Source organism: Variovorax sp. 54 (genome assembly GCF_002754375.1).
Lineage (GTDB): Bacteria > Pseudomonadota > Gammaproteobacteria > Burkholderiales > Burkholderiaceae_C > Variovorax.
Genome location: NZ_PEFF01000001.1, coordinates 4,054,278 through 4,067,941, shown reverse-complemented (window position 1 = coordinate 4,067,941; position 13,664 = coordinate 4,054,278). Strand labels below are relative to the sequence as shown.

Annotated in this window: 11 protein-coding genes; 10 read left to right on the top strand and 1 reads right to left on the bottom strand. The window is 68.9% G+C overall.

Annotation, left to right across the window (positions count from 1 at the left end):
- Positions 1-10: 10 nt before the first annotated feature.
- The gene (locus tag CLU95_RS18785; protein WP_099795008.1) at positions 11-1,189 is read left to right on the top strand and encodes an amidase; all 1,179 of its coding nucleotides are present in this window, start codon (positions 11-13) and stop codon (positions 1,187-1,189) included.
- Between the two features lie 57 nt (positions 1,190-1,246).
- Positions 1,247-1,627, top strand: a complete 381-nt coding sequence (locus CLU95_RS18780) for a cupin domain-containing protein (protein WP_099795007.1) — start codon at positions 1,247-1,249, stop codon at positions 1,625-1,627.
- Between the two features lie 46 nt (positions 1,628-1,673).
- Here the strand turns inward: CLU95_RS18780 and CLU95_RS18775 are convergent, their stop codons facing one another.
- Positions 1,674-2,588 (bottom strand): LysR family transcriptional regulator, encoded by a 915-nt coding sequence (locus CLU95_RS18775; RefSeq protein ID WP_099795006.1) that lies wholly within the window; start codon positions 2,586-2,588, stop codon positions 1,674-1,676.
- Positions 2,589-2,743: 155 nt separating this feature from the next.
- Here CLU95_RS18775 and CLU95_RS18770 point away from each other — a divergent pair, with 155 nt between their 5' ends.
- The 8 genes from CLU95_RS18770 to CLU95_RS18735 all read left to right on the top strand — a co-directional run bounded on the left by CLU95_RS18770 (position 2,744) and on the right by CLU95_RS18735 (position 13,644).
- Positions 2,744-4,879 (top strand): 3-hydroxyacyl-CoA dehydrogenase NAD-binding domain-containing protein, encoded by a 2,136-nt coding sequence (locus CLU95_RS18770; RefSeq protein WP_099795005.1) that lies wholly within the window; start codon positions 2,744-2,746, stop codon positions 4,877-4,879.
- Between the two features lie 32 nt (positions 4,880-4,911).
- Positions 4,912-6,102: an acetyl-CoA C-acyltransferase gene (locus CLU95_RS18765; protein WP_099795004.1), complete on the top strand. Its 1,191-nt coding sequence runs from the start codon at positions 4,912-4,914 to the stop codon at positions 6,100-6,102.
- Positions 6,103-6,120: 18 nt separating this feature from the next.
- A complete protein-coding gene (locus tag CLU95_RS18760; protein ID WP_099795003.1) occupies positions 6,121-7,329 on the top strand; it encodes an acyl-CoA dehydrogenase family protein in 1,209 nt (402 codons plus the stop codon).
- Between the two features lie 12 nt (positions 7,330-7,341).
- The gene (locus CLU95_RS18755) at positions 7,342-8,496 is read left to right on the top strand and encodes an acyl-CoA dehydrogenase family protein (protein ID WP_099795002.1); all 1,155 of its coding nucleotides are present in this window, start codon (positions 7,342-7,344) and stop codon (positions 8,494-8,496) included.
- Positions 8,493-9,311, top strand: a complete 819-nt coding sequence (locus tag CLU95_RS18750) for an oxepin-CoA hydrolase, alternative type (protein WP_099795001.1) — start codon at positions 8,493-8,495, stop codon at positions 9,309-9,311. The genes CLU95_RS18755 and CLU95_RS18750 overlap by 4 nt, the downstream gene beginning before the upstream one ends.
- A gap of 73 nt (positions 9,312-9,384) precedes the next feature.
- A complete protein-coding gene (locus CLU95_RS18745) occupies positions 9,385-10,593 on the top strand; it encodes a CaiB/BaiF CoA transferase family protein (RefSeq protein ID WP_099795000.1) in 1,209 nt (402 codons plus the stop codon).
- 44 nt (positions 10,594-10,637) lie between these two features.
- Entirely contained in the window at positions 10,638-11,636 is a 999-nt protein-coding gene (locus CLU95_RS18740; protein ID WP_099794999.1) for a Bug family tripartite tricarboxylate transporter substrate binding protein, read from the top strand.
- 55 nt (positions 11,637-11,691) lie between these two features.
- The gene (locus CLU95_RS18735; protein WP_099794998.1) at positions 11,692-13,644 is read left to right on the top strand and encodes an acyl-CoA synthetase; all 1,953 of its coding nucleotides are present in this window, start codon (positions 11,692-11,694) and stop codon (positions 13,642-13,644) included.
- The last annotated feature ends 20 nt before the right edge of the window (positions 13,645-13,664 follow it).

The window sequence follows — 13,664 nt, the reverse complement described above, 5'->3', positions numbered from 1 at the left end:
TCCCACCACCATGCCGTTGCACGATCCCGCCCACGCCTTCGTTCCGTATCCCGATGCGCCGGTGGCGCGCGCCTCGACCGGCCCGCTGGCCGACTTGAGCTTTGCCGCGAAGGACCTGTTCGACGTGGCCGGCTACCCCACGGGCGGTGGCAATCCCATCGTGCTGGCGATGTCGGGCATCAAGACCCGCACCGCACCGACCGTGCAGAAGCTGCTCGATGCCGGCGCGCGCTTTGCCGGCAAGACCGTGACCGACGAACTCGCGTTCTCGATGAACGGCAACAACGCGCACTTCGGCGCGCCGATCAACGGCGGGGCGCCGCTGCGCATCACGGGCGGTTCGTCGTCGGGCTCGGCCTCGGCGGTGTCGTCGAACCTGTGCGACTTCGCGCTGGGCACCGACACCGGCGGCTCGGTGCGCGCGCCAGCCAACCACTGCGGCCTTTACGGCCTGCGCCCGACCCACGGCCGCGTGAGCCTCGAGGGCGCGCTCGACCTCGCACCCAGCTTCGACACCTGCGGCTGGTTCGCGCGCGACATCGGCACCTTCGCGCGCGTGGCCGATGTGCTGCTGGACGCCGACGCAGCCGCCCTGCCCGAGCGCGTGCGGCTGCTGCGGCCCGACGACGTCTGGGCGCTCGCCGTGCCTGCCGCGGTCGAAGCGCTGCAAGGCGCGGCCGATCGCGTGCAGAGCCTGCTCGGCCCCGCCAAGGGCACGACCGTGGCGATGGAATCCTTCGACGCGATGTACTGGAACTTCCGCTACCTGCAATCGCGCGAAGCCTGGCTCACCGACGGCCCGCTGATCGAGCGCTACGCACCGCCGCTCGGCCCCGGCGTGGCCGAGCGCTTTGCGTGGTCGCGCGACGTGACCGATGCGCAGGTGGCGACCGCGCGCGTGTTCCGTACCGCCTTCCGCGCGCACCTGGCCGGGCTGCTCGGCACCGACGGCGTGCTGCTGATGCCGACCATGCCCGACATCGCACCGCTGCGCAGTGACAGTGAGGCCTCGATGGAGGACTACCGCAACCGCGCGATCCGCCTCTTGTGCATCGCGGGGCTGGCGGGGTTTCCGCAACTGTCGATGCCGCTCGCGACGCGCGATGGTGCGCCGCTGGGTATCTCGCTGCTCGGGCCGGCGGGGTCGGACCGGTCGCTGGTCGCGCTGGCCGAGCGCATCGCGGGGTAATACAGGGCCATGCGGCCTGGGTTAGGCTGCTGTTCCCACGTCCCGCACAGAAGCGCCATGTCGAACAACACCCAGGTCACCACCCCCAAGGAAATCGCCGCCTCGCTCACCGAGTTCTGGTCGCCGCGCGTCGTCGCCGAAGTCGACGACGCCTACATCAAGGTCGCCAAGGTCCACGGCTCGCTCGCGTGGCACAGCCATGACGACGAAGACGAGCTGTTCATGGTGCTCAAGGGCCGCCTGCGCATCGAGATGGAAGCGGGCCCGGTCGAGCTCGGCGAAGGCGAGATGTTCGTCGTGCCCAAGGGCGTGCGGCACAACCCAGTCGCCGAGGAGGAATGCCACCTGATGCTCATCGAGCGCAAGACCACGCTGCACACCGGAAGCACCGTCACCGAGAAGACGCGCTCGCTCGCGGAGCAGTTGCGCCCCGTCTGATCAAGCCATCGCAGCGGCCTCGATGCGGGCCGGCGAAAGAAGTCACCTACCCCTGCGACTGAGCCTCGGCTTCCTCCGGCCGCACCCGCGCCAGGATGAAATCGATGAACGTCCGGATCGCCCGCGTGTGCTGGCGGTTCGGCATGTAGAGCATGAACATCTGGGTGCCGAAGATCGACAGGCGCCAGTCGTCCAGCGTGGTCACCACGTCGCCGCGGCGTACGTCTTCCTGCACCACGTAGTCGGGCACGAGGCCCACGCCCAGGCCGGCGAGGATGGCCTGGCGCAGGAACAAGAAGTTCTCCGAGATCAGCGTGGGTTCCAGGATCACCTCGCGCCGCGTCTCGCCCTGGTAGGCCGAGATGCGCAGCTGCCGACCGATAACGGCCGCCGTGACCACCGGCGTGGCGCGCAGTGCGTCGAGCTGTACGGGCAGCGGGTGGCGCTCGGCATACGCGCGCGTGGCGCAGGCCACATAGCGCACCGGGCCCATCTCGCGCGCCACCAGGTTCTGCGGCGGCTCGGGAATCACGCGGATCGCAATGTCGACCTCGTCGCGCAGCAAATCCTCGATGCGGTTCTCGAACACCACGTCGAGCACGATGCCGGGGTACTGGCGCTTGAAGTCGATGAGCCAGTCGGCCATCACGAGCTGGCCGTAGCCGCTGGGCACGCTCAGGCGCACGCGGCCCTGCAGACCCTCGCCCAGCGCGGTGACCGACTCGCGCGCCGCCAGCAGCTCGGTCTGGATGGCCACGCCATGCTGGTACAGCCGCAGGCCGATCTCGGTGGGCTCGGCGCGCCGGGTGGTGCGCCGGATCAGCTGCGCGCCGACCGAGCGCTCCAGCTGGTTCAGGTGGTAGCTGACGTTGGCGCGGGTCATCTTGAGCCGGCGGGCCGCCGCGCTCAGGTTGCCCGCGTCCAGGATTTCCACCAGCAGGGTGAGCGATTGCAGGTCCATGGGCGCATTGTGTCAAAAATTCTTTGACAGTCTGTCAACCACCTATGCAATTGTCAAAGCCGAGATACCGGCCAAGAATGCAGGGCTCCCCAGAGCCCCGGACCCCTCGGCTTCACGAGGGCCTGCCACGCAAGCAAGAGACAAACGACACGCACATGGCCACCCCCACTCCCAGCCCTTCCACGTCCAACGGTCCCGTCACCTTCCAGCGTCAAGGCGACGTGTGTGTGGTGACCATCGACAACCCGCCCGTCAACGCCCTGGGCGTGGACGTGCGCCGCGGCCTGGCCGCCGCCATCGACGCGGCCGAGGCCGACAGCGGCGCCAAGGCGGTGCTGATCGTCGGTGCGGGCCGCAACTTCATCGCCGGCGCGGACATCCGCGAGTTCGGCCAGGCGCCGCAGCAGCCCTCGCTGCCCGAGGTCTGCCTGAAGATCGAGAACTGCACCAAGCCGGTGGTCGCCGCCATCCACGGCGCCGCGCTCGGCGGCGGGCTGGAGATTGCGCTGTCGGCGCACTACCGCCTCGCCTCGCCCACCGCCAAGCTGGGCCTGCCTGAAGTGGCGCTGGGCCTGCTGCCGGGCTCGGGCGGCACGCAGCGCGCACCGCGCCTGATCGGCGTGAAGCCCGCGCTCGAACTGATGCTCAGCGGCCGCCATGCGGGCGCCAAGGAAGCGCTGACGCTCGGCCTCGTCGACCGCCTCGGCGCTGAAGCCGACGCACGCGCCGAAGGCCTCGCCTACGCGCAGGAACTCGTCGCCGCCAACGCCCCGGTGCGCCGCACGCGCGAAGCCGCCGGCCTGGCCGACAAGGACGCAGCCCGCGCCGCCCTCGACGCCGCGCGCGCCGACACCGCCAAGAAGAGCCGCGGCCTGTTCTCGCCGATGAAGATCATCGAAGCCGTCGAAGGCGCGCTCACGCTGCCCTTCGACGACGGCATGGCGCTCGAACGCCAACTGTTCCTGCAGTGCATCGACAGCCCGCAGCGCGCCGGCCTGATCCACGCCTTCTTCGCCGAGCGCGAAGTGCTGAAGGCGCCCGAGACCCGCTCGGCCAGCCCGCGCGCGCTCGCCTCGGCCGGCATCGTCGGCGGCGGCACCATGGGTGCGGGCATTGCCGTGGCGATGCTCGACGCGGGCCTGCCCGTGACCATGGTCGAGCGCGACGAGCCCAGCCTCGCGCGCGGCCGTGCGCACGTCGAGAAGGTGTATGACGGCCTCATCGCCAAGGGCCGCATGACGCCCGAAGCCAAGGCCGCCGTGATGGCGCGCTTCTCGGGCTCGACGAGCTACGACGCGTTCGCCAATGTCGACATCGTGGTCGAGGCCGTGTTCGAAGAGATGGGCGTCAAGAAGGCCGTGTTCGCCGAACTCGACCGCGTGTGCAAGAAGGGCGCCGTGCTCGCCACCAACACCTCGTACCTGGACATCGACGAGATCGCCGCCAGCATCTCGCGCCCGCAGGACGTGGTGGGCCTGCACTTCTTCTCGCCCGCCAACATCATGAAGCTGCTGGAGATCGTGGTGCCCGCCAAGGTGAGCGCCGACGTGGTCGCCACCGGCTTCGAACTCGCGAAGAAGCTCAAGAAGGTGCCCGTGCGCGCCGGCGTGTGCGACGGCTTCATCGGCAACCGCATCCTGGCCGTGTACCGCCAGGCCGCCGACCACATGATGGAAGACGGCGCCTCGCCCTACGAGATCGACGCGGCCGTGCGCAACTTCGGCTACCCGATGGGCCCGTTCCAGGTGTCCGACCTGGCCGGCGGCGACATCGGCTGGGCCACGCGCAAGCGCAAGGCCGCCACGCGCGACCCGCAGGCGCGCTACGTGCAGGTGGCCGACCGCATCTGCGAGCGCGGCTGGTTCGGCCAGAAGACGCAGCGCGGCTACTACCTGTACCCCGAAGGCGCGCGCACCGGCGTGCCCGACCCCGAGGTGCTGGCCATCATCGACGCCGAGCGCGAGCGCGCCGGCATCACGCCGCGCAAATTCACCGAAGAAGAAATCATGCGCCGCTACATGGCCGCCATGGTCAACGAAGGCGCGAATGTCGTGCTCCAGCGCATCGCGCTGCGCCCGCTCGACGTGGACGTGACCTTCCTTTATGGCTACGGCTTCCCGCGCCACCGCGGCGGCCCCATGAAGTACGCCGACACCGTGGGCCTGCCCAAGGTGCTGGCCGACATCCGCGAGTTCGCCAAGGCCGACCCGATTTTCTGGAAGCCGTCGCCGCTGCTCGTGGAGCTGGTCGAACGCGGCGCCGATTTCGCCAGCCTCAACAAATCCGAGTAACCGTTAGAGCCCACCGTCCAGGAGACAACCCCATGCGTGAAGCCGTCATCGTTTCTACCGCCCGCACCCCGCTCACCAAGGCGCACCGCGGCGAATTCAACATCACCTCCGGCGCCACGCTGGCCTCGTTCGCGGTGAAGGCCGCGGTCGAGCGCTCGGGCCTGGACCCGGCCCTGATCGAGGACGCCATCCTCGGCTGCGGCTACCCCGAAGGCACCACCGGCCGCAACATCGCGCGCCAGTCGATCATCCGCTCGGGCCTGCCCATCAGCATCGCCGGCACCACCGTGAACCGCTTCTGCGCCTCGGGCCTGCAGGCGATTGCCATGGCCGCCGGCCGCATCGTGGTGGACGGCGCGCCGGCCATGATCGCGGGCGGCGTGGAAAGCATCTCGCAGATCCGCGGCCGCAGCCCCGGCGACGGCGGCGACCTCAGCCTCGACCCGTGGATCGTCGAGCACAAGCCCGAGCTGTACATGGCGATGATCGACACCGCCGACATCGTGGCCAAGCGCTACAACATCAGCCGCGAAGCGCAAGACCGCTTCTCGGCCGAGAGCCAGCGCAAGACCGAAGAAGCGCAACTGGCCGGCCGCTACAAGGACGAGATCGTGGCCTGCACCACCACGATGGCCGTGACCGACAAGGACACCAAGGAAGTCACGCACCGCGAAGTCACCGCCACGGAAGACAACTGCAACCGCCGCGGCACCACCTACGAGGCGCTGGCCAAGCTCAAGCCGGTGATGGGCGAAGACAAGTTCATCACCGCCGGCAACGCCTCGCAGCTGTCCGACGGCGCTTCGGCCTGCGTGATGATGGAAGCCAAGGACGCCGAGCGCGCCAACCTGAAGCCGCTGGGCGCGTTCCGCGGCCTGGCGCTGGCCGGCTGCGAACCCGACGAGATGGGCATCGGCCCGGTCTTCGCCGTGCCCAAGCTGCTCGCGCGCCACGGCCTGAAGGTGCAGGACATCGACCTGTGGGAACTCAACGAAGCCTTCGCCTCGCAGTCGATCTACTGCCAGGAGAAGCTGGGCATTCCGTCGGAACGCCTGAACGTGAACGGCGGCGCGATCTCCATCGGCCACCCCTTCGGCATGACCGGCGCGCGCCTCACGGGCCATGTGCTCATCGAAGGCAAGCGCCGCGGCGCCAAGTACGCCGTGGTCACGATGTGCATCGCCGGCGGCATGGGCGCCGCGGGCCTGTTCGAAATTTACTGATTCATTGAGGAGTCCGCGATGGACCTGAACTTCACGACCGAAGAAGAAGCCTTCCGCAGCGAAGTGCGCACCTTCCTGGCGGGCAAGCTGCCTGCGCGGCTGTCCGACAAGGTGCGCGGCGGCAAGATCCTGGAAAAGGCCGACATGCAGGAATGGCACGCCATCCTGAATGAACGCGGCTGGCTCGCCAACCACTGGCCCGAGCAGTACGGCGGCCCCGGCTGGACCGCGGTCGAGAAGTTCATCTTCGAGCACGAATGCGCCCTGGCCTTCGCGCCGCGCATCGTGCCCTTCGGCGTCAACATGCTGGGCCCGGTGCTCATCAAGTACGGCAACGAAGCGCAAAAGAGCTACTGGCTGCCGCGCATCCTGAGCGGCGCCGACTGGTGGTGCCAGGGCTACTCGGAACCCGGCGCGGGCTCCGACCTGGCCGCGGTGAAGACCACGGCCGTGCGCGGCATCGATGCGCAGGGCGACCACTACATCGTGAACGGCCAGAAGACCTGGACCACGCTGGGCCAGCACGCCAACATGATCTTCTGCCTGGTGCGCACCAACCGCGAAGCGAAGAAGCAGGAAGGCATCAGCTTCCTGCTGGTCGACATGACCTCGCCCGGCGTGGAAGTGCGCCCGATCATCACGCTCGACGGCGAGCATGAAGTCAACGAGGTGTTCTTCTCCGACGTGCGCGTGCCCGCCGAGAACCTCGTGGGCGAAGAGAACAAGGGCTGGACCTGCGCCAAGTACCTGCTGACCTACGAACGCACCAACATCGCGGGCGTGGGCTTTTCGGTGGCCGCGCTCGAGCAGCTCAAGGGCATCGTCGCGTCGCAGACCAAGAACGGCAAGCCGCTCGCGGACGACCCGGCTTTTGCGGCACGCCTGGCGCGCGTCGAGATCGACCTGGAGAACATGAAGACGACCAACCTGCGCGTGATCGCGGCCGTGGCCGGCGGCGGCGTGCCGGGTGCGGAAAGCTCGATGCTGAAGATTCGCGGCACGGAAATTCGTCAAGAAATTTCGTCGCTGGCGCGCCGTGCAATGGGCGTGTACGGACGGCCCTTCATCGAGGAGGCGCTGCACGACGGCTTCGACGGCGAGACCTTCGGCCCCGCCTACGCGTCGGCTGCCGCGTCGCGCTACTTCAACAACCGCAAGCTGTCGATCTTCGGCGGCTCGAACGAAATCCAGAAGAACATCATCTCCAAGATGATCCTGGGCCTGTAAAGGAAAGACGCCATGAACTTCGAACATTCCGAAGACCGGCGCATGCTCGCCGACAGCCTGAACCGCTTCATCGCCGAGCAGTACGCCTTCGATGCGCGCGACCGCATCGCAAAGTCGGCACACGGTTTCAGCAAGGAAATCTTCCAGAACTTCGCCGAGCTCGGCGTGATCGGCGCGCTGTTCAGCGAGGCCGACGGCGGCTTCGGCGGCAGCGGCTTCGACATCGCCGTGGTCTTCGAAGCGCTGGGCCGCGGCCTCGTGGTCGAGCCGCTGCTGGGCGCCGTGATGGTCGGCGAGGCGATCAGCGCCGCCGGCAGCGACGCGCAGAAAGAAAAGATCGGCGACATCGTCAACGGCGTGACCGTGGCGGCCTTTGCGCACGACGAAGCCGACACGCACTACGAACGCACGCGCGTCGCCACGACCGCCGAGCGCAGCGGCGACGGTTGGGTGCTCCAGGGCGCCAAGGCCGTGGTGCCGCAAGGCGAGCAGGCCGACCTGTTCCTCGTGTCGGCCCGTACCTCGGGCAACGTCGATGCCGAAGCCGGCATCTCGCTGTTCCTCGTGCCCGCCAAGACCGCGGGCCTCACGGTGCGCGGCTGCCCCGCGATCGACGGGGGCCGTGTGGCCGAACTCACGCTCGACGGCGTGACGCTCGGCGCCGACGCGCTGCTGGGCGCCGAAGGCCAGGGCGCCGCCACGCTGGAGCGCGCCATCGGCCGCGGTGTGCTCGCACTGTGCGCCGAAGCACTGGGCGCGATGGAAGCCGCCAAGACTGCCACGCTCGAGTACCTGCGCACACGCAAGCAGTTCGGCATCCTCATCGGCAGCTTCCAGGCCCTGCAACACCGCATGGCCGACCTGCTGCTCGAGATCGAACAGGCCCGCTCGGCCGTGATCAACGCCGCAGCCGCCATCGACGGCAGCGACCGCGTGGTGCGCGAACGCGCGCTGTCGGCCGCCAAGTTCAGCATCGGCCGCATCGGCGCGCTGGTGGCCGAAGAAAGCATCCAGATGCACGGCGGCATCGGCATGACGTGGGAGCTGCCACTGCCCCACTACGCCAAGCGCCTCGTGATGATCGACCACCAGCTCGGCGACGAAGACCACCACCTGCAGCGCTACATCGCCCTGGGCAAAGAGTCCGGCAAGGAGCTGGCGTCGTGAGCGACAACAAGACCGTGCTGATCTCGCAGGAAGGCGCCGTCCGCATCCTGACCAACAGCAACCCGGCCGCACGCAACGCGATCACGCCGACGCTGTACGCCGAACTCTCCGCCGCGCTCACCGATGCGCAGAACGACCCCGAGGTGGGCGCCATCGTCTTCACCGGCGCGGGCGACTTCTTCTGCTCGGGCGGCGACCTGAACCTGCTGGCCAAGCGCCGCGAACTGCCCGAGGCCGAACGCCGCGAGAAGCTCGAAGGCCTGCACGGCCTGATCCGCGCGATCCGCGACTGCGGCAAGCCCGTGATCGCGGCGGTCGAAGGCGGCGCAGCCGGCGCCGGCCTGTCGATGGCGCTGGCCTGCGACATGCTCGTGTCGGCGCGCGATGCGTTCTACACGGTGGCCTACATCAAGGTCGGCCTCACGCCCGACGGCGGCGCCACGGCCTTCCTCGCCGAGTTCGTCTCGCGCCAGGTGCTCACCGAGCTGTGCCTCACCGGCGACCGCCTCACGGCCGAGCGCCTGCACGCGATGGGCGCCGTGAACCGCCTGACCGACAAGGGCGGCGCGCTGGCCGAAGCCATCGCACTCGCGGCCAAGGTGGCCACGGGCCCGCAGCGCGCCAGTGCACGCATCAAGACGCTGTGCCGCCAGGCCCATCGTGCAACGCTCGAGGAACAACTCGATGCCGAAGCGGTCTACATGGTGACGTCGCAGGCCGACGCCGAAGCCGCTGAAGGCATCGGCGCCTTCCTCGGCAAGCGCAAGGCCGACTTCGTCGCGTTGCGCCACGCCCCCAAGCCTGACGCGTCCTGACGCGCCGCGCCCTTCCCCGCGTGTGCATGCCGATGCAGATGCGGGGGTCTTTCGTTTTCCTGGAGTTGTTCCCATGCCCTCGCTGAATTCCTCGCTGCCGCTCGCCGGCGTGCGCGTCCTCGATCTGTCCCGCATCCTCGCCGGCCCCTGGTGCGGCATGGTGCTGGCCGACATGGGCGCCGAGGTGATCAAGGTCGAGCACCCGGGCCGCGGCGACGACACGCGCGACTGGGGCCTGCGCGTCGGCAAGACCGAGACCGCCTACTTCAACAGCGTGAACCGCAACAAGCGCTCCGTCACGCTCGACCTGCAGACACCCGAAGGCCAGCAGATCGCGCGCGACCTGGCCAAGCAGTGCGACGTGGTGCTGCAGAACTTCAAGTTCGGCGGTATCGACAAGCTGGGCCTGGGCTACGAACAGCTGCGCAAGGACAACCCGGGCCTCATCTACTGCTCGATCTCGGGCTACGACCGCACCGGCCCCGAGGCCGCACGCCCCGGCTACGACCTCGTGGTGCAGGGCGAGGCCGGCCTGATGGCGCTCAACGGCGAAGCCAACCAGCCGCCGCTGAAGTTCGGCGTGGCCGCCGTCGACCTGTTCACCGGCATGTACTCGGCGCAGGCCGTGCTGGCCGCGCTCTACCAGCGCGAGAAGACCGGCACCGGCCGCCACATCGAGATGGCGCTGTTCGACTGCGGCCTCATGATCACCGCCTACTACGGCCTCGAAGCGCTGCTGATGGGCGAAGACCCGCCGCGCTACGGCAACTCGCACCCGTCGATCGTGCCCTACGGCGTGTTCGACGCGGCCGACGGCCCGCTGGTGATCACCGTGGGCAACAACGCGCAGTTCTCGCGCTTCTGCACCGAAGTGATCGAGCGCCCCGACCTCGCGGCCGACGAGCGCTTCAAGACCAACATCCTGCGCTCGGCCAACCGCGCCGTGCTGCTGCCCGAGTTGCACGCCGAGCTGGCCAAGCGCCCGCGCGCCGCGCTGCTCGAAAAGCTCAACGCCTCGGGCATTCCCTGCGGCGAAGTGCTGGGCCTGCTGGAGGCGCTGAACTCCAAGCGCGCGACCGACGCCGGCCTGGTGACCAAGCAGCCGCATCCGGTGGCCGGCGAGGTCGACGTGCTGGCGCCCCCCTACCGTTTCGATGGCGAGCGCCTGCCCGTGCGCAGCGCGCCGCCCACTTTGGGCGAAGGCACGCACGACGTGCTGAAGTCCCTGCTCGGCCTGTCGGATGAAAAGCTGGCAGCGCTGAAAACGAACGGCGTCGTCTGATCGCACACAGCGAAGACAACGCCCGCATCCCTGAAGAGAAATCCATGGCCTTTCCGTTCCTTAGCTCCCCCCGTAATCCCGTGCGCCGCGCCCTGATCGCGCTGGCCCTTCCCCTCCTGGCCGGCAGCGCCTTCGCCCAGGCCTGGCCGACCAAGCCGATCACGCTGGTCGTGCCCTTCCCGCCCGGCGGTCCGACCGACGTGGCTTCGCGCATCGTGGCGCAGAAGATGTCGCTGTCGCTCAAGCAGAACATCCTGGTCGACAACCGCAGCGGCGCCTCGGGCACCATCGGCGCGGCCTTTGCCGCCAAGGCCGCACCCGACGGCTACACCTTCGTGATGCTGGCCACACCGACGCTGCTGGCCTCGCACCTGTACGGCACCGTGCCCTACGACATCTTCAAGAACTTCACGCCCGTGGGCACGGTGTACGACCTGCCGATCGTGATGGTGGTGAACCCGAAGGCCCTGCCCGGCGTGAACGGCCTGCAGGACCTGATCGCCAAGGCCAAGGCCGACGGCGGCAAGCTCAACTACACGACCGCCGGCGCCGGCAGCTTCGGCCACCTGACGACCGAGCAGCTGAAGAACATCGGCAAGTTCGAGATGCAGCACGTGCCCTACCGCGGCAGCGCCCCGGCCGTGACCGACCTCATCGGCGGCCAGGTGCCCGCGATGTTCTCCGACCTCGTGGCCGTGATCCCGCACATCCGCGCCGGCACGCTGCGCCCCATCGCCGTGGGCTCCGGCAAGCGCGTGAGCCTGCTGCCCGACGTGAAGACCGTGGCCGAGCAAGGCTTCCCCGGCTTCGACGCCACCTCGTGGGGCGGACTGCTGGCCCCGGCCGGCACGCCGCAGGCCGTGGTCGACCGCATGAGCGCCGAGCTGAAGAAGGCACTGGCCGACAAGGAAGTCGGCGAGAAGCTGCAGAGCGTGGGCTCCTTCGCGGCCTACGGCACGCCGGAACAGACCGCCACGCGCATGCGCCAGGACTTCGAGCGCTGGGGCAAGGTCATCCGCGACAACAAGATCACGAACCAGTAAGACACACGACGGGGCACCCCGTCCGCAGCCGGCCAGACGACCTCAAGGAGACACCATGACAACAGGCAACGACAAGAACAACCACAACGTCATCGGCACCCCGTTCCGCCCCCGGTTCCCGGTGCGCGGGCTCGCCGACATCCGCGCGCTCGAAGCAACGCCGCTGGAAGAAGCGCTCACGGTGCGCAGCACCTACGAGCTCTTCCGCAATTCCGGCGCGGCCTTCGGCGACAAGACCGCGCTCACCTTCCTGCGCAGCGGCAACCCGGCGGATGAACCCATCCGCTGGTCGTATGCGCAGCTGCTCGCGGGCATTCACCAGACCGCCAACCTGCTGCACACGCTGGGCGTGGGGCCGCAGGATGCGGTCGCGGTGCTGCTGCCCGGTTGCCTCGAGTACCACCTCGCGCTCTGGGGCGGCGAGGCGGCCGGCATCGTGCAGCCGCTGAACCCGCTGCTCACCGACGAGAAGCTGGTCGCGCTGATGACCGCGGCGCATGCCAAGGTGCTCATCGCCTACGGCTCGGACGCGGAATCGGGCATGTGGTCGAAGGCGATGCGCCTGCGCGGCCAGGTGCCCACACTCACCACCGTGCTGCGCGTGGCGCCGCACGACGAAGCACCGGGTGCTGCGGGTGCGTTGCCCGAAGGCGTGGCCGAGTTCGACGTGCTGCGCGCCGCGCAACCGAGCGACCGCCTCGTGAGCGGCCGCGACATCGCGCCCACCGACATCGCCGCCTACTTCCACACCGGCGGCACCACGGGCGCGCCCAAGCTCGCGCGCCACAGCCATGGCGCGCAGGTGTTCACCGCCTGGGCCAGCGTGCAGCTCGCGGGCATGAACGAACAGGGCATCTCGATCAACGGCTACCCGCTGTTCCATGTGGCGGGCGTGCTGCCGGCCTCGCTGTCGGCGCTGTCGGCGGGCGTGGAGGTGATCATTCCGACGCCCTCGCTGCTGCGCAACAAGGAGGTGCTGGCCAACTACTGGAAGCTGGTCGAAAAGTACCGCCCCACCTCGCTGTCGGCCGTGCCCACGGTGCTCGCCGCACTGGCCAACGTGCCGCTGGACGGCGCCGACATTTCGTCCATCACCTACTGCCGCACCGGCGCCGCCGTGCTCGCGCCCGAGCTGGCCGCGCGCTTCGAACGCCTGTTCGGCCTGCACGTGCACGAGAGCCTGGGCATGACCGAGATGGCCGGCATCTCGACCATCACGCCGCCCGGCGTGAACGGGCCTGCGGGCTGCGTCGGCTTTCGGCTGCCGTATGCACAGGTGCGCATCGTGGCGCTCGACGAGAACGGCAACGCCAGCGACCGCGAAGTGGCGCAGGGCGAGACCGGCATGGTGCTGTTCAAGTCGCCCAACGTGTTCTCGGGTTTCGTCGATGCGGCCGACAACGCCAAGGCCTTCACGGCCGACGGCTGGCTCGCGACCGGCGACCTGGGCTGGATGGACGCCGAAGAGCGGCTGCACCTCACGGGCCGTTCGAAAGACCTGATCATCCGCAGCGGCCACAACATCGACCCCAAGACCATCGAGGACGCGCTGGGCGCGCACCCGGCCGTGCAGCTGTGCGCCGCCGTGGGCGCCCCCGATGCCTACGCGGGCGAACTGCCCGTGATCTTCGCGACGCTGGTGCCCGGCGCCTCGGCCACCGAAGACGAGCTGCTGGCCTTCACTTCAGCACGCGTCGACGAAGCGCCCGCGCGCCCCAAGTGGGTGTCGGTGATCGCCACGATGCCGATGACCAACGTCGGCAAGATCTACAAGCCCGAGCTGCGCGCCATGGCCGCGCGGCAGGTGGTGGCGGCCACGGTCGCCGAGGTCTGCACGGCACTCGGCCTGAGCGATGCGGCGCGGCCTGCGGTGAGCACGGAAGGCGAAAGCCTCGTGCATGTGCAGATCGACGCCGCCGCAGCAGGCACGCAAGCCGCAGCGCTGCAGGAGCGGCTGCAGAAGGCCCTGGAACCGCTGCCCTTCAAGACGCGCATCGCGCTGAAGTGACCGGCCTGCTTCTTCTTCGA